Origin of the sequence: Solitalea canadensis DSM 3403, from assembly GCF_000242635.2 — a bacterium.
Classification (GTDB): Bacteria; Bacteroidota; Bacteroidia; order Sphingobacteriales; family Sphingobacteriaceae; genus Solitalea; species Solitalea canadensis.
In genome coordinates, this window is record NC_017770.1 from 3,622,461 (window position 1) to 3,647,143 (window position 24,683).

20 protein-coding genes and 2 tRNA genes are annotated in these 24,683 nt (G+C 37.3%); 6 read left to right on the forward strand and 16 right to left on the reverse strand.

Annotated elements, in window-relative coordinates:
• Positions 1–14: 14 nt before the first annotated feature.
• Together SOLCA_RS15030 and scpA are read left to right on the forward strand one after the other, a co-directional pair.
• The gene (locus tag SOLCA_RS15030) at positions 15–1,811 is read left to right on the forward strand and encodes a methylmalonyl-CoA mutase family protein (protein ID WP_014681318.1); all 1,797 of its coding nucleotides are present in this window, start codon (positions 15–17) and stop codon (positions 1,809–1,811) included.
• A 26-nt stretch (positions 1,812–1,837) separates the two neighbouring features.
• Entirely contained in the window at positions 1,838–3,982 is a 2,145-nt protein-coding gene (gene scpA, locus SOLCA_RS15035) for a methylmalonyl-CoA mutase (protein ID WP_014681319.1), read from the forward strand.
• 47 nt (positions 3,983–4,029) lie between these two features.
• Here the strand turns inward: scpA and SOLCA_RS15040 are convergent, their stop codons facing one another.
• The 12 genes from SOLCA_RS15040 to SOLCA_RS15095 all read right to left on the reverse strand — a co-directional run bounded on the left by SOLCA_RS15040 (position 4,030) and on the right by SOLCA_RS15095 (position 16,910).
• The gene (locus tag SOLCA_RS15040) at positions 4,030–4,596 is read right to left on the reverse strand and encodes a hypothetical protein (RefSeq protein WP_014681320.1); all 567 of its coding nucleotides are present in this window, start codon (positions 4,594–4,596) and stop codon (positions 4,030–4,032) included.
• Between the two features lie 360 nt (positions 4,597–4,956).
• Entirely contained in the window at positions 4,957–5,577 is a 621-nt protein-coding gene (locus tag SOLCA_RS15045; RefSeq protein WP_014681321.1) for a hypothetical protein, read from the reverse strand.
• Positions 5,578–5,874: 297 nt separating this feature from the next.
• Positions 5,875–6,414, reverse strand: a complete 540-nt coding sequence (locus tag SOLCA_RS15050) for a hypothetical protein (protein ID WP_014681322.1) — start codon at positions 6,412–6,414, stop codon at positions 5,875–5,877.
• A gap of 28 nt (positions 6,415–6,442) precedes the next feature.
• Entirely contained in the window at positions 6,443–6,820 is a 378-nt protein-coding gene (locus tag SOLCA_RS15055; protein ID WP_014681323.1) for an SMI1/KNR4 family protein, read from the reverse strand.
• A 175-nt stretch (positions 6,821–6,995) separates the two neighbouring features.
• Entirely contained in the window at positions 6,996–7,397 is a 402-nt protein-coding gene (locus tag SOLCA_RS15060; RefSeq protein ID WP_014681324.1) for an SMI1/KNR4 family protein, read from the reverse strand.
• A gap of 7 nt (positions 7,398–7,404) precedes the next feature.
• Complete coding sequence (locus SOLCA_RS15065; protein ID WP_014681325.1) at positions 7,405–10,806, reverse strand: DUF6443 domain-containing protein; 3,402 nt, start codon at positions 10,804–10,806, stop codon at positions 7,405–7,407.
• 81 nt (positions 10,807–10,887) lie between these two features.
• Entirely contained in the window at positions 10,888–12,687 is a 1,800-nt protein-coding gene (locus SOLCA_RS15070) for a DUF5977 domain-containing protein (RefSeq protein WP_157604582.1), read from the reverse strand.
• Positions 12,600–14,555 carry a hypothetical protein gene (locus tag SOLCA_RS15075; RefSeq protein WP_157604583.1) on the reverse strand — a complete coding sequence of 652 codons (1,956 nt, stop codon included), beginning with the start codon at positions 14,553–14,555 and terminating at the stop codon, positions 12,600–12,602. The genes SOLCA_RS15070 and SOLCA_RS15075 overlap by 88 nt, the downstream gene beginning before the upstream one ends.
• Before the next feature lie 617 nt (positions 14,556–15,172).
• Entirely contained in the window at positions 15,173–16,093 is a 921-nt protein-coding gene (locus tag SOLCA_RS23640; RefSeq protein WP_042479917.1) for an ISAon1 family transposase, read from the reverse strand.
• A gap of 42 nt (positions 16,094–16,135) precedes the next feature.
• On the reverse strand, positions 16,136–16,501 hold the full coding sequence (locus tag SOLCA_RS23645; RefSeq protein ID WP_042479920.1) for an ISAon1 family transposase N-terminal region protein: 366 nt from the start codon (positions 16,499–16,501) through the stop codon (positions 16,136–16,138).
• A gap of 202 nt (positions 16,502–16,703) precedes the next feature.
• A tRNA-Asn gene (locus SOLCA_RS15090) sits at positions 16,704–16,777 on the reverse strand.
• A gap of 59 nt (positions 16,778–16,836) precedes the next feature.
• A tRNA-Asn gene (locus SOLCA_RS15095) sits at positions 16,837–16,910 on the reverse strand.
• Positions 16,911–17,104: 194 nt separating this feature from the next.
• Here SOLCA_RS15095 and SOLCA_RS15100 point away from each other — a divergent pair.
• Positions 17,105–18,013, forward strand: coding sequence for a PfkB family carbohydrate kinase (locus SOLCA_RS15100; protein ID WP_014681328.1), 909 nt, complete (start codon positions 17,105–17,107; stop codon positions 18,011–18,013).
• Positions 18,014–18,123: 110 nt separating this feature from the next.
• Complete coding sequence (locus SOLCA_RS23245; RefSeq protein WP_014681329.1) at positions 18,124–18,300, forward strand: hypothetical protein; 177 nt, start codon at positions 18,124–18,126, stop codon at positions 18,298–18,300.
• Here SOLCA_RS23245 and SOLCA_RS15105 read toward each other — a convergent pair.
• A complete protein-coding gene (locus tag SOLCA_RS15105) occupies positions 18,295–18,531 on the reverse strand; it encodes a cytochrome b5 domain-containing protein (RefSeq protein WP_042479923.1) in 237 nt (78 codons plus the stop codon). The two genes, SOLCA_RS23245 and SOLCA_RS15105, sit on opposite strands and share 6 nt — an antisense overlap.
• Before the next feature lie 146 nt (positions 18,532–18,677).
• Between SOLCA_RS15105 and SOLCA_RS15110 the strand changes: the two genes are divergently transcribed.
• Positions 18,678–19,334, forward strand: a complete 657-nt coding sequence (locus SOLCA_RS15110; RefSeq protein WP_014681331.1) for a hypothetical protein — start codon at positions 18,678–18,680, stop codon at positions 19,332–19,334.
• 107 nt (positions 19,335–19,441) lie between these two features.
• Here SOLCA_RS15110 and SOLCA_RS15115 read toward each other — a convergent pair whose 3' ends face one another.
• Complete coding sequence (locus SOLCA_RS15115; protein WP_014681332.1) at positions 19,442–19,978, reverse strand: sigma-70 family RNA polymerase sigma factor; 537 nt, start codon at positions 19,976–19,978, stop codon at positions 19,442–19,444.
• Between the two features lie 419 nt (positions 19,979–20,397).
• Complete coding sequence (murB, locus tag SOLCA_RS15120; protein ID WP_014681333.1) at positions 20,398–21,411, reverse strand: UDP-N-acetylmuramate dehydrogenase; 1,014 nt, start codon at positions 21,409–21,411, stop codon at positions 20,398–20,400.
• 150 nt (positions 21,412–21,561) lie between these two features.
• Between murB and SOLCA_RS15125 the strand changes: the two genes are divergently transcribed.
• Positions 21,562–23,052, forward strand: coding sequence for a glycosyltransferase (locus SOLCA_RS15125; protein ID WP_014681334.1), 1,491 nt, complete (start codon positions 21,562–21,564; stop codon positions 23,050–23,052).
• Here the strand turns inward: SOLCA_RS15125 and lpdA are convergent.
• Positions 23,017–24,420 carry a dihydrolipoyl dehydrogenase gene (lpdA, locus tag SOLCA_RS15130; RefSeq protein ID WP_042481424.1) on the reverse strand — a complete coding sequence of 468 codons (1,404 nt, stop codon included), beginning with the start codon at positions 24,418–24,420 and terminating at the stop codon, positions 23,017–23,019. The two genes, SOLCA_RS15125 and lpdA, sit on opposite strands and share 36 nt — an antisense overlap.
• Between the last annotated feature and the right edge of the window lie 263 nt (positions 24,421–24,683).

The window sequence follows — 24,683 nt, forward strand, 5'->3', positions numbered from 1 at the left end:
GAAATGCTTAAGCAATGAATTCAACAGAAAAATTGTTTGCTGACTTTCCGGGACTTACTCAAAAGCAATGGAAAGAAAAGGCTATTGATGACCTAAAAGGAGCCGATTATGAAAAAAAGCTGGTCTGGAAAACAGATGATGGCTTTTCGGTGCAGCCTTTTTATACAACTGAAGATATAGAAAGTGATTTCCTTAAAAATCAATATAAATTCTTTACCGCTTCATCAGAAAGGACATGGATCAATTATACTGAAATCAAGGTAGAAGATGTTCAAAAAGCCAATAAGCTTGCCGTAGAATTACTGAACTTCGGAGCCGAAGGTTTTCTGTTCAAACTGGAAGGTAATGATATTCCTGATTTCAATACTTTACTTAACGGGATTGATGTAAATAAATACGCCATTTCATTCTCGATCTATAAACCTTCAGTTGCCTTTCTATCAAAATACCTGGCTTATCTGATTGAAAAGAACATCAAAGCAATGAATGTAAGAGGTTTCATAGAAGCCGACATTCTTGAAAATTTGGTTCTTCGAGGATGCAAGATCGATATCACTGAACTCGCCGAAATTATTCACTTAACCAAATCGTATCCTAATTTCCAATCACTGACTATCCGTTCGCATGCTTTCGTAAATGCAGGAAGTAATACCACTCAAGAACTTGCTTTCACGCTTAACAAGCTGGTTGATTATATCGATCTTCTTTCCGAAGCAGGCTTAACGCCAGTCGAAGTTATCAACAAACTTCAGTTCCATATGGCCATCAGCGGGGATTATTTCTTTGAAATAGCAAAACTGAGGGCAATGCGAATATTGCTGAATAGTTTGATGAATTTATACGGATGTAATGCTTCGGTGAAAATCCTCAGTTCCAACTCCGTCTGGTCAAAATCATTCTATGATCCGAATGTAAACATGCTAAGAAATACCAGCGAGGCCATGTCTGCTATTTTGGGGGGATGTGATGCTTTACTCACCTACCCTCATGATTATAGTTTTCAGGAACCGTCTCCTTTTAGCCAGCGGATCGCACTAAATGTTTCAAACCTGTTAAAGTCGGAGTCATATTTTGACAAGGTAAATGATCCCTCTGCAGGCTCTTACTACCAGGAATCGCTAACTAAAAACATTGCAGATACCGCACTGAATCTATTCAAGGAAACAGAAAATGCAGGAGGTTTTATAAATGCCTATAAAGCGGGTTTGATTACAGAAAAAATAAACAAAATCAGAGACCTGAAAGAAAAGGAAATAGCAGCGCGAAAACGTGTATATGTCGGAGTAAATAAATACCCTGACCTACAGGAAAAAACTCCTTTGGACTCACATGTGACATCGGCCCATGTACTCAGGCCTCAACGGGCGACGAAGTTGTTTGAAGAGCTGAAAAGTAAAACTATTGTTGACGCTCAAAAATCCGGAAAAACGCCATCGGTTTACCTTGCTTGCTTTGGAGACCTCGCCATGCGAAAAGCCAGAGCCTCCTTTGCCAGCGAATTCTTCGGAACTGCAGGATTCGATATTATAGAGGAAGCTTTCTTTAAAACTTCTCAACAGGCAGTAGAAATAAGCTCCATAAGTGAAGCTGATATTGTAGTAATATGCTCATCCGATAGTGAATATGAAACCGAAGCTGCAGCATTTGCCACAAAGTTCAAATCATTATCGAAAGGCAAGTTGCTGGTATTAGCCGGTTATCCAGAAAGCATTGTTAACGAACTAATGAATTCCGGAATTGACGGATTTATTCATCTCCGGTCAAATGCAATAGATGTGTTAACGGCTTTCCAAAAAATGATTAATCCTTAGTTTTTGAGCTTTCAAACAGAAGAATTATGAAACCGAATTTCTCTAAACTCCATATCGATCTGAATGACAACCCTCAGATTAAAGAAATAAAACAAACCACAACTGAATGGGAAACTGCGGAGGGAATACCTGTAAAGCCCTTATTTACTCCTATCGAAATTGAAGGAGCTGAACATTTGCAGTTTGGAGCTGGAATCCCTCCGTTTTTAAGAGGCCCCTATTCTACCATGTATGTTTTGCAGCCCTGGACTATCCGTCAATATGCAGGTTTCTCTACAGCTAAAGAATCAAATGCATTTTACCGGCGCAACCTTGCTGCAGGACAAAAAGGGTTATCTGTAGCCTTCGACCTCGCTACCCACAGAGGTTATGATTCTGACCATCCACGCGTTGTTGGTGATGTTGGAAAAGCGGGAGTTGCTATCGACTCTGTGCTTGACATGAAGATATTATTTGACCAGATTCCTTTGGATAAAATGTCGGTGTCGATGACGATGAACGGAGCCGTAATTCCGATCATGGCATTTTACATTGTTGCAGCCGAAGAACAGGGTGTTCCTTTGGAAAAACTAAGTGGCACTATTCAAAATGATATTTTGAAGGAGTTTATGGTTAGGAACACTTATATATATCCGCCTAAACCTTCTATAAAGATTATTGGTGATATATTCAGGTTTACCAGTAAACATATGCCTAAGTTCAATTCCATTTCGATCTCAGGCTATCATATGCAGGAGGCCGGAGCAACGGCCGACATTGAATTGGCATATACTTTAGCTGACGGACTGGAATATTTAAGAACGGGTATAGAAGCAGGCCTTTCCATTGATGATTTTGCACCGAGACTTTCCTTCTTCTGGGCTGTAGGCATGAATCACTTTATGGAAATCGCTAAAATGAGGGCCGGCAGATTATTATGGGCTAAACTGGTGAAACAGTTTAATCCTACTAATCCGAAATCAATGGCCCTCCGAACTCACTCACAAACATCAGGATGGAGCTTAAGTGAACAGGACCCTTATAACAATGTTGCACGTACCTGCATTGAAGCAATGGCGGCAGCTTGCGGGCATACACAATCGCTTCACACCAATGCACTCGATGAGGCTATTGCCCTGCCTACAGATTTCTCGGCACGTATTGCACGCAACACACAATTATATCTGCAACATGAAACCAATATTTGCCGTGTAGTTGATCCTTGGGGCGGATCATATTATGTTGAATACCTGACGCAAGAGCTTGCCCGTAAAGCATGGAAACACATCCTTGAAATTGAGGAGCTAGGCGGGATGACTAAAGCTATTGAAACAGGCATTCCTAAATTGCGAATTGAAGAAGCTGCAGCCAGAAAGCAAGCCCGTATCGATTCTGGCAAGGATATCCTGGTGGGTGTTAACAAGTATCGCACCGATGAGAAAACAGCTATTGACGTTCTGGAAGTTGATAATGCAGCTGTAAGGAATGAACAAATAGAGCGCCTGAATCAATTAAAAGCAGAAAGAGATCAGGATGCTGTAGCCAATGCGCTTGAAAAAATAAAAAAATGCGCAGCTACAGGAGAAGGCAATTTGTTGGAATTAGCAATTGATGCAGCCAGAAAGCGTGCCACTTTGGGAGAGATTTCAGATGCGATGGAAGCTCATTTCGGCCGTCACAAAGCTACCATAAGAACAATCTCGGGAGTTTACTCCAAAGAGTCGGCAGATGATCAGGAATTCAGAGAAGTCCTGCAACTAACCAATCAGTTTGCAGAAGAAGTTGGCCGAAGACCCCGGATAATGATCGCCAAAATGGGTCAGGACGGTCACGACCGCGGTGCCAAGGTAGTCGCTTCTTCATTTGCCGATATGGGTTTTGATGTCGACATGGGCCCTTTATTTCAAACTCCGGAAGAGGTTGCAAAACAAGCAGCGGAAAATGATGTCGATTTTGTTGGTGCATCATCACTGGCGGGAGGACATAAAACATTGATCCCACAACTGGTAGATGAATTGGAAAGAATAGGGAGGAAAGATATTATCGTTTTTGCAGGCGGTGTAATACCGCAGCAAGACTATAACTATCTTTTTGAAAAAGGCATTACAGCAGTTTTTGGCCCCGGAACTAAAATTCCAAGTTGTGCCAAAATCATACTACATAAATTAGTGGAAAATCAACCTACTAATTAATGCTACATATATGGTGATAAAGCCTCCGACTGGGGGCTTTTTCTTTTTTATCTTAATCTGTCATTTTTAGGGGGAAAGTAAATTTTAGTTGAATCCCATTTCACCTTCGATGAATCATAGAATGTTCCATTCTTTTTGTAGGTTAAAACGACCTTAGTTTCTATAGGTATTGGCGCAACAACTACATTTAAATGTACAGATGTATCTTTTTGCAGTTGGAGTAAATGGTTTAAGAAATCATTCCTGATTGTATCTTTCGCTGAGCCAATAAATACAAGCCTTCTATAAGTCGATTTATCCTTCAGCACATTTTCTTCGAAAAAATTGATCTCCTCTCCTCTCGGTATAGCGAAAATATGATTAGGCATCAATCCCATAAAATGAGGAATAAACGGGCCTTCACAATAGAAGTTTCCCTTTTCAATCGGCTTCTGAAAAGAATAAAAGTAAGTGCTGTTGCTTGAGTCTATAATGAAATTATAATTGGCAAAATAAACCGTTGGGGGGACAAGTTTTAGAGATCCCATTTCTACCCCTTGCTCTGAGATGATATACTTATTATTATTTGTACAAGAACTAAGTATCAGAAGGACAAGTAGAAGTTTATGTTTCATTTAATTATTCATAGGTTCAATAATGCCTGTAAGCTACTTAATATTTCTTCAAATTGTTTCTTCTTGAGTCTTGATTTTCATATAAATTACCGCATCTCCAAATTCATGGTATCTTCTTTTATTTCTTCAATCATAACTTTTAAATTATTGTCCAATAGGCTTGGATGGTACATTTTACTTTAAGTAATTGACTCTGTCTGACTGAGAGAGTCTGAAAGAAACTATATTCACTTGAAAATGACATTTTCTTAACACGTTCGTGAACGGAGAAGTTGCAAGTATAATTTTGATTAGTTTCGTGAAACAAATAGTCCGGTGTTTTTTTGTACCGGACTATTCAGATACTAAAGCAAAGTGCCTTTAAAACCTTAGCGTATCTATCACTTTATTTTTATTTTGTAAGATCAGTTTATCATTGGCGAGAACAATCCTGAAATCTTCGAATTTATTGTCGCTGTCATCAAATTGATACACCCAGTTAAGTTTTAATTTATTTGACTTTATAGCTAATAGATGTAAGTTATAACTTCGGCAATTGGTTCCATTACAGTATGGATTCTCTCCTTTAATTAAATAAACAAAACTATTCCCATAATTAATTTTCTGGGCCACCAAATTGCTATCTGTATATTTGGGCATAATAGAATATGTGAACTCATATCCTTTGTAGTTTTTAAATGAAGAAGTTTCATAGACGATTCTATTAAAAATAAATAAGGACTTTAATACTTTATTATCTCCATTTTTGATTTCAACTGTATAATAAGGTTCATTTGATTCTAATTTTCCGAATCTGCTATTGATTTGTAGAGAACTATCCGTTTTAATTGTATCACAAAAAAAATTATAGTATTTTTCGTTAGCTAAAGTTTGTTCTTTATTATCACAGCTCGTTATCACAATTAAAAAGCTAGAAATCATTACTACATTTCTAAAAAAATCTGTGTGTTTTGCCATCACCTCTCCAATTTTTTGCTCCATTAACTTTGTCCTTTACAACTAATAAGCCTCGCATTTTTCTCCTTTGAAAAAAAGCTCTTCATTCTGTTGTATTAATGATGGTTTTTTCCATAAAAAAATTGAATCCCCTTTGACCGTAAAGCTTTAAAAAGTCATCTACATCTCCCGATCCTCTACATAAAATGAAGCAACAAGTCTTAGGAACACTTTCGAACTGAGGATTAATTATAACTTGAAAAATAATAAAGCTCGGATAATCCGAGCTTAGAAAATATAAAACAGATCAATTTCTATGCTCTGTTATGCAAGAGATTATTTTCATCTCTTTAAATCATAACTAATTGGAGATTTCTCATTTGTAACCAAACGCCAACCTTTATTTAATTTCTGTTCAGCATTTGGACCAACATAAAATTCACCAATTTGTTTAAACTCTTTTTTTATTTTTTTACTAAGATTATTAAATAATGTATTCGAATAGATATCATCAGAAATTGTTCCAATTGCGCCTGCTACTAAAACTCCTTCCTTAAATACACCTCCTGTTTTTAACACAATACTTCTTGGATTGATCATTTGATCAATTGCATATTTAATTCCTCCTTTTCTCTGTGGAACTTCTCTAAATTTAACCGAGTCATCCTTTCCAATAACTAAAAGATTTAAACAAAGGTTCCAATCACCTACATTAGCTACTCTTAAATTACTTACATCAAAAATCGAAGAATATTTAAGTATTTCTGAATAATCGAACAAACCTGTAGCGTAATACTGTACGTTATTATTTGTTTCAAAATCTTGTAAAATGGATTTTAAGTCCTCTATATCGGAAAAAATAAAAATTTGCTTACTCTTCATTGGTTATATAAATACTGTACAAACTCTATCATATTGTTCCCACAGAATTCAATTGGATCTGTATTAAAATTTGACCTAAGGCCAAATGAATGTATGTTAGTTCCTGTTTGTGAAATGCAAATCCAGTATCAGCTGAATCTTTTCCGAATAAATAATAGTCAGGGATTTGTTCCATTAAAATTTTATAATCCTCATTTATCTCGATCAATTCTTCAATAGGAAATAAACAAAGCCAACTATTTTCACCAATTTCACCTTCTCCACCGTCAAATGCCTTCATCAAATCTATATAATCATTTGGCTGTACAAAATCTAATTGATCTTGAACAGTTTTAATTAATTCATCTGATGCCCTATGTTCATTTTTCTCAATATCATTCAAATAAAAATTTATTTTTTCGTTCATTAAAGATTTATAATGATATAATGACTTCGTTTAATTATAGCTTGAAAAACAATAAACCCGATAAATCGGGCTTTATTGTTTTTATTAGTTAGTAGGTTATACTACTGCTGTTGTTTCAAATCAATATCTGTTAATTTTCTCTTTCTGCATTGATTTTTAGTACGAAATTGGAGAATTATGCATTACTCAGGTATTCTAGAAATTCCTTAAAATCATCTCCACATTTTTCAGATTCCTCAATGGACATCCCAATAAAAGGAACTTGTACAAACGTTCCATCAATCTTTCTAATTGCGTATGCAGTACCACCTCCATCTGATCCTATTAAAAATAATTCTGGAGCAAATTCATTAACCATATAACCATGATTAAATTCAATAAGATCACTTGTTTTCCAAAGTATAACGTACGAGTTCTCCCCAACAAACCCTTCACCTCCGTTAAATTCATTCAGAAATAATAGAAACTCTTGTGGTAATGAAAAATCAATTTGTGAGGTCAATTTTAATACATCATCATCATTCGGTTTTTCGTTTCTACTTACTTTATGAAGTAATTGTTCTATTTCAGTTTTCATAGTTATTTCAAAATTTGTTTGTATCTCTCATTAATTTATTCCAAAAATTAGTGTATTGCTGATGTTCTTGAGGCGATAAAATAATCTTATTTGCTTGATCGGTTGGACTTCCTCCAAATTTGACAGGTTTTATTTCATGTATTTCTTTCCCAGCATACATTGAAGGATTTGCTTTCCTCATAGCCGCATTGGCTGAATTAGCTGTTTTTCTAGCCGCTGTTTGCTCTGTTCCTTCAAGTAATCTAAAGGTACCAGAAGGTTTAACTCCGCCTTGAGGATACCCAGTCCAGTCTACTATTGAAAATGATCCATCTAACTTAGAAGCATCGCTTGCTACCTTTTTCGTTACGTTTCCTGCCCCTGAAGCAAAGCTTTTTTCGAGCTCAGCTCCAAGAAGTACAGTAGCAACAGCTGTACCCCAATCCCCAACAACTTCTCCTTTTTGTGTTACATCTCCATTTTTTAATGTATTAACATCCCTTTTTACGCCAGCTTTAATGTCTTTAATTATTTTCCCTGGATGTGCAACAGTCGATGCAACATTTTTAGTAGTGCTAACAGGATCAGATGCAAAACTTGTTACCAGGTTCGTTGCTCCATTTACTGTACTATTAACATTTTTTGTAATACCCCATCCAACGCCATTTAAGAACTTTAACCAATCATCACCAGGACCTCCGGCAGGAGACATACCATCTGGATCAATAAACCGAATTGGGTTATCAAAGGCATAATTGTACGGTGAATGCCTGCGCATCTTTTCCGCTAGCGGATCGATAACATTCCATCTCCCCAAAGTCGGGTCATACTGTCTTGTTCCGTAATCATACCATCCTGTTACATCCTGTTCCTCTTTACCGTTATAAAGATATTTATTCTGAGGAGAAGAATAAATATTGTTTGGCAGATTCATCCGCATACCAAACGCATAGTAACTATCTTCCTGGAAAACCGTTCCATCTTCATTGACCGTTACCCGTACGTTACCTAAATTGTCTGTCAGGTTGTAGCGATAGATATATGGACTCGCTCCATTCTTATAAGCTATACCTTCTTCAGTTTGCATAAACTCAATCGAACCGTTCTTATACTGAATACCATCGACATATTCCAGAGAGTCAATTGTTCCTACCAATACCCGTCGTAGCTTTCGTCCTCCGGCATCATACACATACCGAACCGTTTGGGTGCCTTTCTTAATCAACGTTGGTAGGTTCAGGTAATTATATTGGATCGTATCCAGCCCCGCATTAAAATCGCGGGTTATGTTGCCATTTAAGTCATAGCGGTATTCAATGGACTGTGTTTTACCGTTCACAAAGCCTGCAGTGGTTCCTTTATCTTCTACTGCTAGCAAACGGTTACCGCTATAGGTATAGGTCAGGGAATCAATCACCAAATTGCCTGTTGTTCTCCTACTTAATTTTTGAATATTGCCCATTAAATCATAGCCATCAATCCGTTCATTAAAACTGCCTCCGGCTGTACTTTGGGCATTCAACAGACGGTTCAGTTTGTCATAGCTAAAAGCATAACTTTGCTGCAGGTTCACCTTAGCTCCTTTCCAGTCCATCCCCGAGATATTGCCGTTGTACTGCGGAACTGTTCCATTCTCGTACTTTAAGGTTAGTCCAAACTTATCAGTTCCCATTGATGCAGGGTCATTGATCTTGGTCAGCCAGCCGCGAATGTTGTAATTGTATTTAACCGTTTGCGTATACGTGCTGCCATTGTTGCGGGAGTTCAGCTTTTTAGTCACCTGCTGGCCCAATTCATTGTAGTCATAGGCTGCAAGGATAATCCGCTGCTCGCCGTTGATCTTCTGCAAGGTGCGTTTCTTCCGGCCCATGTGATCGTATTCATACCAGTTGATCACGGTAACAGCATTGCCATTACGTCCAGTATGCACCCGTTTTACCACTAAGGGTTGTCCAGTAAAACTGTACTTGGTATTGACTATATCTTTACCACCTACATAGTTTTGTTCTTGCTGCTGAATCACCCTTCCCTCCTTATCATAATAGTTAACTATCCAAAGTGAGTCATTGCTATTGAGCACCTTCACCATCGAACCGGTCAACAGACCATGGGTCATGTTGCTTTGAGTATTCAAGGTGTCAGTAACATAGGTATAGCCAGCAGGTTTTGAGAAATTATAATCATCATAATAATTAGCCGTAAGAACCTTCATGGTTGTTTGCGGCATGGTATTGTTGGTGTATCCGTAATGAACAGCACCTTTGCTTTCCCATAGGATAGTTTGTCCGTTGATGTAATTTTGTAATACATCACGCGTGCCATTGGCCTGCATGATACCTGTCAGGATCACCCTGCCTAAGGCATCATACTTATTAAAGCTCCATTCTTTATTAGGTGTTTTTAAACGCTGGTTGCCATCCTGGGTATAAACCACCTGATCGAGCTTGTTATAAACGATATATTCCCAATCTTTCCCTGGGATTTTCTTTTCCACTACCCGCTGGCGGCTGTCATAATGGTAGCCGTATATCAGGTCTTTGAATTGGGTATCGGTTTCAGTAAAACTACTCACTGTTACTGCAGGAGGAAGTACGTAACGCAGGTTACCAAAATCATCGTACAGGTAATAGGTTGAGAGCGTTTCGGTTGTTTCCGCATTGTTTTTATTGAAGGTTCGTTTTAAAACAACTTTACCTTCTTTATCTTTAAACTCCTGAACCGTTCCGTGTACACCATCGGCTGCTTTCCAGTTCTCATCTTTCAGAGTAGTTTTATACAACTGGTTAGCTGCGTAATTGGTAGTACTTGTGGCTCCGGTAGCGGTGATTGTCCAAAGTTTGACTTCAGTTGCGGTATTGGTGCCGTATTCAGTCTTTACGGTATTGCCTAAAAGCGTACTGATTCCTGTTGCATTTTTCAAGACCCGAAACGCTTTACCCGGAGCGCCTTGTTCGGTCGCTCGGTTTAAAGGCGAGGTCTCAAAGATGGTTTCCGAAAACGGGAAACTAGTGGTATCAATAGACTGGGTTGCTAGTTTGTAATGAGCCCAAACGCCTTGCCCTGCGGTTAAGGCATTGGTTTTATAGCTGCCGTCCTGCAATCCGGTGATATTACTGTAAGGCAGGTATTTTTTAGTTTCTCGTCCCATATTGTCATATGTAAATGGTTGTACAATGTCTTTAGCATTGGTAGCAGCCTGTTTTTGCACCGTTTGCAGTGGTCGACCCAGACCGTCAAAATATTGAATGGACGTTTGCTGTTGCGTATAATTTAAACTATTTAATGCATTAGGATCTGTTACCGGAATTAGTGGTGTACGACTTTGTACATAGTTTTGGTTGCTGCTCTGCCCCAAACTGATAAAAGGCAGGCAGAACAATAACCAGGCTATCAGCTTGGGAATGCTATTCATAATGATTAATTTTTTCATTCTCGTTAAATCGATTAGGATATTCTGTTTTCATAGTTGCAGGTTGACCATGCAATTTTTAGGATAGATTTATCACTTTCATTAATAAATTAGTATATTCTTAGGTAATACATTCATGAGGGTTACCCGGTCATTACTTATACCGCCACCAACTCCTATATAACTGCCTCCATATTTAACAGAAAAGGAGCCTTGTGTATTTTCCCTACTAAAAGCTACTGTGTATAGCCCATAAGGTAGATAGAATGCATCTGAAGCACCGCCTATTATTACTTTGGAATAAACAATCTGTCCTTGCTGATTGGTAAAAGTGAATTTCACCACTAAGGCTTGAGTAGTGTTTGAGGCTGAAACCAAAATCATTTGTTGGTCGCAGGTGCCTATATTATTGGCATTGGTTTTACCGTTTTGCAGGATCTCTTCAGTTGCCATACGGTTAGCGTCCGCTAGTGAAATAGTAGACGAATATTTTCCAGCCGGCACCGTGTAAGTAACATTTGATCCGGTAAAACCAACAGCACAATCTTTTGTAAATACCTGGCTTTGCTCCGTATTATAGTAGAGTGTAGCATTACAGTTTGTTGGTTCTCCCGTTACACTGTAACAAAACGAACTAGTAATATTTCGATCGGCATCTCTGATTAATTTTAACCGTTGATTTTCGTCGTATTCATAATAGAATGTTTCACCTTTTTCATTAATCGTAGAGATGATTCCTACTGCCGGTTCATAATTATAAGTGTTCAATTTTGAATCAGCAGGATATACGCTGATATCATCCACACTTACAGTGGATGCAAAGGTTTTATCTCCGGTATAATCTTCGACATAGTATACCCACTGTGATCCGTTCCATTGAAACCAACTGATCTTATAGGCTCTGGTGTTAGGTTTTGTAAAGGGAACTTTAAAGGTCCGGTTGTAATTGAGTTTTTCTCCGCAGTGGGCCTTAATGGGAGCTGTTGGGGCGGTTACATCTTCTTCAAATCCTTCATAATAAAATTCACTATCTAATGCGTTTTCACAGACTGCAATCGGGAATAGATTCTTGTATCCCCATTTATATCCTTTAGCAGGAGCTGAGGTGGGTTTCAGTGTGGTTAAGTTAGCTGTAGCATTATAGTTATAGGTGAAACGCTCTGACATTCGGGTGTCATAAATAAAGTCTTCGGGAGCAGTGCTACTAGTGATCTGAAATGCGCGAAAATCTGTTAACGGAGTTGATGTTTCCAATTGATATTCCTTGTAAGGAGCTAAAAAGAAAGAGCCGTCCGGTTTATTAAATGAAAACTTTTTATAAGTTGTTAATTCAGCATTCATTACTTTTTCTACACCACCGAGTTTTTTGTATGTAATCGTTTGAACTGGTGTTCCAACCATATTTTTTTCTAAAAGCGCCTGGATTTGATAACTAAACGGATAATTGTACCTTAAAATGCTTTCGACGCCGTCACTATTTGAGGTTCGGTCTTCTACCATTTTATTGTAAACAGGGTCGTATACATAGGAACGAATCGATTGTACTGTATTAATATCGTTATTGAATTCAGTAGTAGTCTGCTTGGTAAGATAGGTTTGATAAGTAAAAGTCTTAATGGCCGTGGCTCTAAAAACAATCAGATTATTAAACGTTCTTCCACCGCAGACAATGGCCCTTACATGGTTGTCGAATCGGTTAGGATCATTGTTGTATTCATTAACAACCTGCTTTACCAGTTTTTTGCTGCTATCATAAAAGTATTGACCCAATAATTTACCTCTTTCCAGTGCCAGACTGTTAAAGGGCTCTGTTTTTAAAACATCACGCGTAGAATAAACAGCTCCTGCAAAGGGCTGATCCCGGTAGCGAGCCTGGTCATGATTGGAAAATTTATTGACCACAAAGCTTCCGTCAGTGCTTGTTTAGTGACTTCTGTATAGGTAACATGATTACCATTGGTATTATTAAGCGGACCGATGAACTGATCTCTCCAAAACCAATAATTAATCCAATCTGAACCGTATAAAAAAGAACCTTCATCCAAATACTGCGGATAGCCCGCAAGTATTCCACTTGATAAAGAACCACCACTCTTATAGTTCTTGACATATGAATAGGTTTTCACAATCAAACTATCCCGGTTACTATCCTGGTGGGTGATTTTCTTTATCCTTAATCCACCTGCATATTTGTTTATCAACAAGGTGTCCAGGCCAAACGGATGCTTGGTGGCTATAGTAGAATAAGTATTGGCTTCATAATCAAATTTTGTATAACCACCTGTTGGATATTTGATCTCTTTTAGAATACCCGCCTGCATGAATGCAGGATTAGGTTCCCTACTCAATGTATAAGGGACGACATCACTTTTGGTATAGCTGGTCGATGGTCTGGTGTTATCAAAATAATCAGCCCCGCCATGATAATAGCCCCAATGATCTACCTTTCGTGAATTATAGGAAGGCAAAGGTGTCGGGTCATAAACAAAAGTGTAGCTGTTTTTATTGGATTCTTTAAGAGAGGTCAGCATTAATCTTTTAGTTACATCATTGGTATAGGTAAATTTTACCTTCTTAAGTAATCTGTTATTAAATACCGAATTAATAGCTATACTGTCCAGTTTAAGCCATCTGTCAAAATTCTTGGTTTCATAACCTCCATATCCGGCAATATCAGCGTAATGGGTATAGTCGGTGTTGGCAAGTCCTGCTGGGTGATCAAATTTCAGCTCTGTGCTTTTAGACCTGTAAAACTTGATTTTTTCAGTTGGAGTTTCAATTTCACTTAGGTAAGAAGGGTTTGTGATGCTTATCGTTACATTTTTAAGGTCAATAGTTGGTTTTCTCTCCACTCCTCCCATGGTATAGGATGCCAAAATAGAGGTATTAGTGAATGAAATATTTATTCCATCCCGCTCATATTTTAAGCTAATCTCCTTTCCGGAAGGAGTTATTACTTTAGTTAACTGCCAGCTATTGGCAATGATGTTTTCATTATAGTTTCCGGCAGTTTCGTATTGCCCCCTTGTAAACTCAATCGATTCAGGAGTTCCACCAAAAAAATACTTCGTGCCATCATCAGCAGTAATTATAAATTCATGAAATATTTTTTTTAGCACAACATCCGGGCAATTTGTTTGACCCTTTAATACAAAGTTGTCTTTTAAAGTGACCTCAATTTTAAAGTAATCGGGCTGAGATGTTCTAACCCGCCAATGACCTGTATGATCCCAAAAGAAACTGCCGGAAAATGGACCGAAACTAAAAATAAATTCATCTGGGTTAGGCAATACTGAAGGTGGGGTAACTGAGGTATACCTTACCAGGTTTCCGCTGCCACTAAACCAATCAGCCCTGTCAATATCTGAATAATGGTAGTAGTAACTCCGTAAATCATTCTCTGTATAAAACTCATCAGTACCATTATTAATGACGCGGGTAATTGTTCCGCCTGACGTAAGATTCCAGCCTAATCCCACCCATCCCGGGTGATTATCAGGTTTTATTCCACTTGCGTGATAGTTAAGCTCTATAGGTAAGGTTACATTGTCAACCTTGATAGTGTAAAATGGTATTGAGGTTTGTGCAAGACCATTAAATAATGATACAGGGACCTGTCCATACTGGCCCAAACTTGCTGCATTTGCTGATGGTAAATTGATTTTTGGAACGTTATCCGATTGTATATACTGGGCGTTTGAAGTCAAAGGAAATAACGCAAGAAAAACAAGGAGTTTAAGCTTTATTAATGTGTTTAAAAAATGAAACATCTTAGGGTTTATTTTACAATTCATAACCACTAGTAATTTTAAAATGTGTATTGATTAGCAATAGAATTTGCTTAAAAGGGATGTAGATGTGTTGTAGTAAATAGATTATGCTATGGTTGGTATAAATAATTTCATGGTAAAGCATTTACAAATTAACACTTCCTTAAATCTTTTACTTGCTTTAAGGTTTTAACAAGTTTCTATAAATGCAATCTATGTTTCATTTTTATTAATAAATATTCGCAAAAATCATTTTACCACTCAATTTGTCCTTTTTTATTGCAAGAGATCATAGAGAAAAAATTTGTTTCTTGGAGAAAATAGAAAAACAAAAAAAGCCGCCCTGTATCTTAAAGGCGGCTTAATCCAATCAGCGCTTTCCAGGACGCTTTATGATATGGACGGTTTCTACTAAAACAAAATCGAAAGAATAACCGTAATTTTACTATTCGTAAAACACAAACTAACATTCAAATTGTATTAATCTGTTTCATCTCATTTATAGGAAAACAATAGCGAAACTATAACAATAAATTTGTTCATGAATTAACACACAGGCTTTCTTCTGGAATTGAAAGTGTTTTGGATTTTTATGGATCAGGTCCAAAATCTGTGGACTAAGCATATAATTTAGCCAGCCTGAAAAGGAAAAAATTCACATTTCCCACCCCTCTGTATTGAGCTCTGAACGCTTTGATCTTGGCATTGAACGATTCGGCCGAAGCATTGGTACTTTTGTTGTCGAAGTAGTTGAGTATGTGTTGGTGGTGATTAATAATTGTTCTGGAGAGGGTATTGAACGACTTGAATCCCGATTGTTCCACCAGTTCGTTCCATTTGGCCAATCTTACAAAAGCATATAATTTATCTGTGGTAGTACTAAAGATCCAGGATAATTTTTGAGTGAGTTCATAGGCTTTTCTTAGATCGGGGTATTTTTCAAATAACAGGCTGGCCCTCTGGGCCTGTTCGGCAGTCCAGTTATCCTCTTTTTTATACAAGAGGTACCTGCTTCTGGCCAACAGTTGCTTGAGCGTATCTCCATTGGAGAGAACCGGAGGGCAGTAGGTTACTTGGGCTGTTTTAGCATCTTCTATTGCTTGATTTTCTGCATCGATTGCTTGCCAGCGGTATTTAATTCTCATCTCCTGCAAGGCTTCTGTGGCCAACTGCTGCACATGAAACCGATCGATCACCCGGGTGGCATTGGGAAAACACTTCTTGACAATCAGGCTCATGTTGCCCGCCAGGTCCAGGGTTATTTCCTGTACCTTATTGCGTTGTTTCGGCGATAGCTTTTGCAACAAAGGGATGATCGTTTCCGATTTAGTGCCTTCCATAATGGCCACTAAAGTTCCTGCCTTCCCTTTTGCCTGTTTGTTAGTCACCACCGTATAGAGCTCTCCGTGAGAGAGCGAGGTTTCATCAATCGATAGAAAAGGTCCCATATTCTGTTCAAAGACAAGTCCCTTGCGAGCATTCTCTTTGTGTTCCCAAAGGGAGTAGTCACTGAGTTTATCCCGATAATAGCGTTGCAGTTTTTTACCCTAATGCCGTAAAATGAACCGATCGTTTGCAGGCTATGTGCCTTGGTATCGGCTGATAGCTTTTAAAAAAGCGGCAAAATCCTGGGTGATTCGCGTTCCCTTGGCCACTACCTCCCAGTTACGGAAAACCACTTTATTGCTATCTAAATTCAGCCATCGGCGACGCTTCACGTGCAAGAACACCTCCCGGCCACGGAGGGGAAAATCCTGTAAAATCACTTCATCGAAAAAACCTTTGGATTGCAGCCGGTTGGACTGGTACTCCAGGGGAATACTATTGAGTTCTTCCAGGTAAATATGAATGGAGTTGGCCTGCGTTTTATGGTCAACCACTTTGAAATAATCTGAAACACCTTCGGGAATAACCAAGTGAAGAAGGGCTTGAAAGGAATCGTGCATTATTCTTTTTTTGATCCACAAAAATCAGCTTTTAGCCTAAACTCCACAACTTTTGTTCCTGTTCCATTTTTATTAAAAAGTAGGAATAGGGAAAAGTTTTTAAAACAAATGAAATATGTGGGTCCAGCTGACCGAACTGTTTTATACTTACCACAAATAGCCATAAACAAAAAAAGCCTCACATTTCTGTGAGGCTTTTCTGCTCCTGAGGCTGGGCTCGAACCAGCGACCCTCTGATTAACAGTCAGATGCTCTAACCGGCTGAGCTACTCAGGAGTTTGAGAAGTGGGAGTCGTCCCTTTTTCGTATTGCAAAGATTACTCTTTACAATAGCGCTCCTGAGGCTGGGCTCGAACCAGCGACCCTCTGATTAACAGTCAGATGCTCTAACCGGCTGAGCTACTCAGGAGTATTGAGTATTTTTATTATCCCGAAACTATTCGGGACCGGTAATTTTTGTTTTCAAATTTACAGCAAAAAATGATCTTTTAAACTGCATTCCCTGTATTTTTTCGATGGCGTTCCATCGATTTGGGAGTGCAATATTCGGGATTTAAAATTAATTATGCAATCTTTGCGGTGAAAAATTTTAAAAAAAAATAAATGAGCTTATTGGCAGTTGGCACGGTGGCATTCGATGCCATAGAAACCCCTTTCGGCAAAACCGACAGAATCGTCGGAGGCGCAGCAACTTACGTTTGTTTGTCGGCTTCTTACTTTACTAAAAATGTAAATTTAGTAGCCGTTGTTGGAGACGATTTCCCTCAAGAAGAAATTTCAGATTTAAACAAACATGGCATAAGTACCGAAGGCTTACAGATCAAAAACGGTGAAAAATCTTTCTTTTGGGCCGGTCGTTATCACAATGACATGAACAGTAGAGATACATTAGCTACTGAATTAAATGTACTGGCTGATTTTGATCCTGTAATTCCTGAAAGCTATCAAGATTGTCAGTACCTGATGCTGGGGAACCTTACTCCAATAATTCAGCAAACAGTAATTAAGCGTTTAAAAAATCGCCCTAAGCTAATTGTAATGGACACCATGAACTTTTGGATGGATATTGCAATGGACGATTTAAAAGAAACATTGAAGATGGTAGACGTTCTTACCATAAACGATGCAGAGGCGCGTCAACTATCGGGTGAATTCTCATTAGTAAAAGCCGCTAAGAAAATTCATGCAATGGGGCCTAAATACCTGGTAATTAAAAAAGGTGAACACGGGGCTTTATTATTTGGAGAAGGTCAAATCTTCTCAGCTCCTGCCCTTCCTCTTGAAGATGTATTTGATCCTACCGGTGCAGGAGATACTTTTGCAGGCGGATTTATTGGCTATCTAGCAGGACAAAATTCTATAAGCTTTGAAAACATGAAGAAGGCTGTTATATATGGTTCAGCTCTTGCTTCTTTCTGTGTTGAAAAATTTGGGACAGAAAGAATTAAAAACTTATCTGAACAAGACATTAATGCCCGAGTAATAGAATTCTCTAAGTTAGTGCAGTTTTAAGACACTAAACATATTGGTTATTATAGTTTTTGAGTTACTAAATTATTGAGCTCAACAACTATAATAACTGACTACGAAACATTACCTTTGAGCGCTTAATATTTATTTAAATGGATACAGTTTATAACGGATTTATGGCATTGCTATCGTTTTGTGTTGTAGCAGCTATTTTATGGTATGGAATTCGTTTTTTGAAAGCTCAAACAGAATTGACTGAACTTAAAATTGACAAAATTAAAAGGGAGATAGACATCTTGGATAAAGAGAAGCATAACACTCCTTTATAATAGCTTTCCAACAGTTTTAAATTTCTCAAAAACCTTTTCACTGTGCGGAGCATCTTTTAACTCATCTGTTAGATCCTGTCCCGCCCAGTGTTCATAATGCTTCCCGTTTCTCCACAATTTACTTTCTGAAACATCATAAATAACACCTTTAAAAGCTACCCAAATCTGTGGTTTATCCTGCCCGTTTCGTAATGCTAACTGCCCACGGGTATATGTTTGCAATTCATCCATTGGGTCAAAAATAGCTTCCACACCTGCTACTTTCTCTGTTTTTTATCATTTTTATTTTATTGGCTTAACATTAAAACGCATTTAGCACTGTATCTTTCGGCTTAATCATTTGAAAATTATTAACTTAATACAATAATTAGTATACCATGGACGAAAACAAAGCAGGCGAATTAGCCGACAACTTAAAAAACGAAACATCTGAAGTAAAAAAGGATGTTAAGAATGCTGCCGAAAATGTCGTAAACGATGCAACCGAGAAAGCAGAGGGTATAAAGGACGAGGCAGAAGAAACAGCAGCAGAAGCAGCTGATGCCACTAAAACAGCAACCTCTGAAGCCTCAGACACACTGGGTGAAATAAAAGAATCTGTTTCAGCAGCAACCGCAAGTGCTACTGCTTTTGCAAGCGAAAAAATCAATGATTTGAAGGAAACTTTCAGTCCGGAAAACCTTCAAGAGATGAAAGCAAAAGCAAACGAAAAAATCGATAATCTTTCTGAAGAAGCGGCAGAAACATTTGAAGAGTTAAAAGCAAATGAAATAAGCGGCGATATTAAAGAAGGTACTGCCGAAAAACTTGAGGAATTAAAAGAAACGTTCAGCAAAGAAAATATAGATGAGTTAAAGGCCAAAGCCAATGAAAAATTGAGCGATTTTAAAGAAGAAGCTGCAGAAGTTGCTGACAATCTTAAAAATAAAGCTGAAACACTCCTGAATGTTGACTTAGATAAAAAAGCCGAAGAAGCTTCTGTGGCAGCAAAGGGTTTTTGGGGCAGAGTTAAAGGTCTGTTTGGCAGCAAATAACTTTTAAACAAAATGCTGTCTTACAGTGTTCAGGGTCAACAAAAACACTATAAGACAGCATTTTTAATTTTAAAAACACAAAACTACATTAACTATCTCTCAAGAGATTAATCTTCGTAAACAACTTTACCCGGACGACCAGCCGAATAATCTTTAAGTTGATTTTTAAGCAGCTTACGGGCAACGTGAATGCGGGTTTTTACTGTACCAATCGGAATATTCAAGTCCTCTGCAATCTCATGATATTTATAACCTTCAAAATACATAGTGAACGGTTTATAATATTCTTCAGAGAGATTGTCTAATGCTTTATTAACATCTTCCAGAATAAATTTCCCTTCGGCATTATTGCTGGTTGCACTATATAATAAACTTGAAGAAAGGATTTCATCCGATTGAGTAACCACGTTATTTACTTTTACCAATCTGCGATAGTTATTGATAAAAGTATTTTTCATAATGGTATACAACCATCCTTTAAGATTTGTGCCTTCCTTAAACTTATTATAATAGGTGATTGCTTTTAAAAGTGTATCCTGAACAAGGTCATTTGCATCTTCAGAATCCTTTGTAAAATGCAACGCATATAGTTTTAATGACGAAGCCTGGCGTAGGACTAAGGTATTGAATTCAATGCGAGTCATATTGTTTAACCTTTCAATTGTTTAGTTAAACAAAGTTACGTATCTATTTAATAAGTACAAATTTTTTGTTTAATATTTTAGTTACATAGATAAACAAAATGTTGCAACACCAATACAGCGCAGCGTATGCTCATCTTAACTAAGTGAGGTAGTTATCAAAGGCAGAAAAACTGTATAATATTTTAAAAATCAATTTTTTAACAACAAAAATGTTTAATGCTCAAGTTTACAGATTTTGAAAGCTACAACAACAAAAACAATAAAAATAATCAAACTGCATTATGACAATAGTTAAACAAATCTATATCGACCAGTTACTTTGTTTAACTTTTAATGAAAAAAACTAATCATTACTAATAGCTACCACAAAAACACTTAAACAAAATACCCGCATTTGGGCGGGTATTGTTTATATTTTATTAGAAAATATTAACCTCTCTTTCCAAGGTAACTTCAAATTTTTCTTTCACCGATTGGATAATCTCTTCCGAAAAATCAAAAATCTCTTTTCCGGTTGCTTCACCATGATTTACTAGAACCAGCGCTTGATTTTTCCATGTTCCAGTATTTCCTACAACTTTACCTTTCCACCCACATTGCTCGATTAACCAACCCGCAGCAAGTTTAACTTTACCATTGCCGGCAGGATAGTTAACTACTTCAGGATGCGATTTTTTCACTCTTTCTGCAATATCTGCACTTACAATCGGATTTTTAAAGAAGCTACCGGCATTTCCTATGGTAGACGGATCCGGGAGTTTAGAAACACGAATATGAGAAACTACCTTACTGATATCCTTTATGGATGGCTCATTTATTCCACGCACATTCAATTCAGTTTCTATTGCGCCATAAGACGTATTTAAATTCGGTTTCTGAGAGAGTTTAAGCGTTACTGACGTAACAATATATTTCCCTTTTAAACGTCCTTTAAAAACGCTTTCACGGTAGGCGAATTCACATTCTTCTTTGGTGAATTTTCTAATGGTTAATGACGAAACATCAAAAGCTTCAAGTGAATAAAACACATCTTTAAGCTCAACTCCATAAGCACCAATATTTTGAATGGGAGATGCTCCAACCGAACCTGGAATCAAACTTAAATTCTCAATTCCCGCAAACCCCTTATCAACACAATAATTTACGAGATCATTCCATACTTCTCCGGCTCCGGCTTCAACAAAAACATGATCACCTTCAACATGAGCGCTAATCCCTTTAATGCTCATCTTAATCACCAATCCTTCAAAATCATGCGTAAATAACATATTACTCCCACCGCCAAGGAATAGCAAAGGTTGATTTACCACCTCTTTATTTAAAAAAAGATTAATTAATTGATCAGGATGAGAGATTTCTACAAAATTGCGCGCATTAATGTCTACGCCGAAAGTGTTTAGTCTTTTTAGAGATTTATTATGATGAATTACCATGTGTATAGCAATAAAATAGGTATGATTTATACTGTCGCGAAATTACTCTTTAGTTCCTTAAAAGCCTAACGACAACATTATCAATGTTACCGAGTTTTTTTGTAAATTATCTACTGATATACATCTATCGTTTCCTGTTACTTATTAATTATGGCCAAAATTATTTTTGACATTTATCCTGCTATCAGCCATCTGAATATGACCCTTGGTTTAGCTCAACTATATGCTAATCATGGTCATGATATAATATTTTTATGTGAGCCGGAATTTGAAGATCATGTAGTTAAGCATCGGTTCAGATTTATTTCACTTCCCAATTTCCTTTTTAGAAACCCTCCTGCTTTTAGTTTCAATGGAAAACTCCATTTATTAATCAAAAGCTTTCAATTATATAAATCAGGAGAAAAAAGAAAAATGATTCTGGAACGCGCTAAGTTGTATGAAAAAACAATAGCATCCTTGCAGCCAGACATTGTTTTTATTGATCATCACAATATTATTAATGTAATCATCACTCATTCACTGCGATTGAATACGGTTATTTTACATTCCAAATTATCTACCCGAAAACGGAAATATGTTCCTCCTTTAAACTCTTATTATTTACCCGAAAACTCTTGGATAGATCATCTAAAATCAGAATTCATATGGCAAAAGTTGCTAATCAAAGAATCTTTCAAGAGATTATTATTTATGACGTTGTGTTTCAAGCAAGACTATTTCTCTATGGCCAAAATGCTTGCCTCCAACTACAACTTTCCATTTAATAAATACCTGGATACAAAACGATGTTTCGACTACAGTTTCAATCATTTAAAAGAATTAATGCTCTCACCGCATGAATTGGATATATTTCCGGAACATTCTGCGAATGAACTCAATATTGGCCCTATACATTTTGAAGAACGAGACAGATACCTCAAGACTCCTTACTTCGAATCGCTAATCGATGAACTTGATCAGCTTAAGGGTAATAAAGCTGTGATTCTGGCTTCAATGGGTAGTATTTCTTCGTCAGAACCTCATCTCTGTGAGCACTTCTATAAAAACATGATTCTTGTTGCTAAAGAAATGACTGAACATTTTTTCATCATGACAATTGCCAAAGAATTTGACATAGAGAACTATCGAAACATTGCCCCTTCTAACATGCAATTATTTCAATTTGTACCACAAATGGAATTATTAAAGCACGTTACCTTAATGATTAATCATGGTGGACTACAAAGTATTTGCGAGTGTATTTATCAGAAGGTTCCAATGCTCAGTTACCCATTAACCAAACACTGGGATCAGCGAGGCAATAGCGCTAGAGTTGAATATCATCAGATTGGTGTACGTGGAAAAATAATGGAAGACAATCCTAAGATTATTGTGAGAAAGATCAATAAAGTGCTGGAAAATTACTCGCATTACAAGAACAATCTTTCTAAAATGAAAGAACGGATTTATAACGGACAAGGTAAAACTACTGCTCTTAATATATTAAATGATCTATTGAAAGAAAAGCATCACTTAACCATTGTATTGTACATAACAATGCAAAAGTCGTCTCGGTTTAATCAAGACGACTTTTATCTATTATTTATCGAAGTATTTCGGTACTTAAATATGCAATGCTCTGTTTGCAGTTGCAGCTAAAGCTGCTTCTTTAAACGATTCAGTATACGTTGGGTGAGCGTGACAAATACGACCGATATCCTCTGCAGAAGCACGGAACTCCATTGCAACAACCGCCTCAGCAATCATATCGGCAACGCGAGGACCAATCATATGGACTCCTAATATCTCATCTGTTTGCGCATCAGCCAATACTTTGATTAGGCCGTCAGTATCCATACTTGCACGTGCACGACCACTTGCTTTGAACGGGAATGAGCCTGTTTTATATTTTACGCCAGATGCTTTAAGTTCTTCCTCAGTTTTACCTACAGAAGCTACTTCTGGCCACGTATAAACTACTCCAGGAATTAAGTTGTAATTCATGTGAGGTTTTTGTCCGGCAATTAATTCAGCAACAAATACACCTTCTTCTTCAGCTTTATGTGCCAGCATTGCACCACGTACTACGTCGCCAATTGCATAAACACCTTTTACCGCAGTTTCTAAGTGATCATCAACCGTAATTTTCTTACCACGCTCTTCAACTGTTAAGCCAATATTTTCTAAGCCTAAACCTTCAGTATATGCTGAACGTCCAACAGCAACTAAACAGTAATCACCTTTAATTTCAATAGGCTCGCCTTTTGAATTCTCTGCTGCCACAGTTACTTCTTTACCTTTTACAGTAGCACCTGTTACTTTATGACTTAATAAGAATTCAAAACCAATCCCTTTTAATGAGCGTTGTAACTGTTTACCAAGCTCTTTATCCATAGTTGGGATAATACTATCCATGTATTCAACTACAGTAACCTTTGCACCTAAACGTGCATAAACCGAACCTAACTCTAAACCAATTACTCCACCACCGATAAGCACTAAATGTTTAGGAACTTCCTGAAGATTTAAAGCTTCGGTTGAGGTAATAATACGTTTTTTATCGATTGAAATAAAAGGCAAAGTTGCTGGTTTAGAACCGGTAGCAATAATTACTTTTTCAGTTTCTATTGTTTGTTCAGAACCGTCGCCTTTAGCGATCTTAATGGTATTTTTATTCACAAATGAACCATGACCGTAGTAGGTATCAATCTTGTTTTTCTTCATCAAAAACGTAATACCGTCAGTAGTTTGTTTAACTACCTCACTTTTACGTTTAATCATTTGCTCAAGATTAACTTTTAAATTGCTAAGCTCAATACCATGAGTTTTAAAAGTATGTTCAGCATTATGATAATGCTCTGATGAATCAAGTAATGCTTTTGAAGGAATACATCCAACATTTAAACAGGTTCCACCAAAAGTGCTGTAACGCTCAACCATTGCCGTTTTTAAACCCAACTGAGCGCAACGAATTGCCGCAACATAACCACCCGGACCGGAACCGATTACTACTACGTCGTATTTCATGTTTATTATTGATTTATTATTATGTGCTGATGATAGTGTATCAGTATTGTATGTAACACCGATTTCTTGCTCTAGGTTCTCAATTCTATTGTATCGTTTTGGTTGCTTTAAATAACCAAAATTAAAAACCGGCGTAAAAGTAGGGATTTGATTTATAGGATAAAACCTAAAAATGGTATAATTCAACAATTTATTCCATAAATAAATCACAGGTTAAGTTTGATTTTAAAACAAAAAAAACTTATATTCATATTAATAGGATC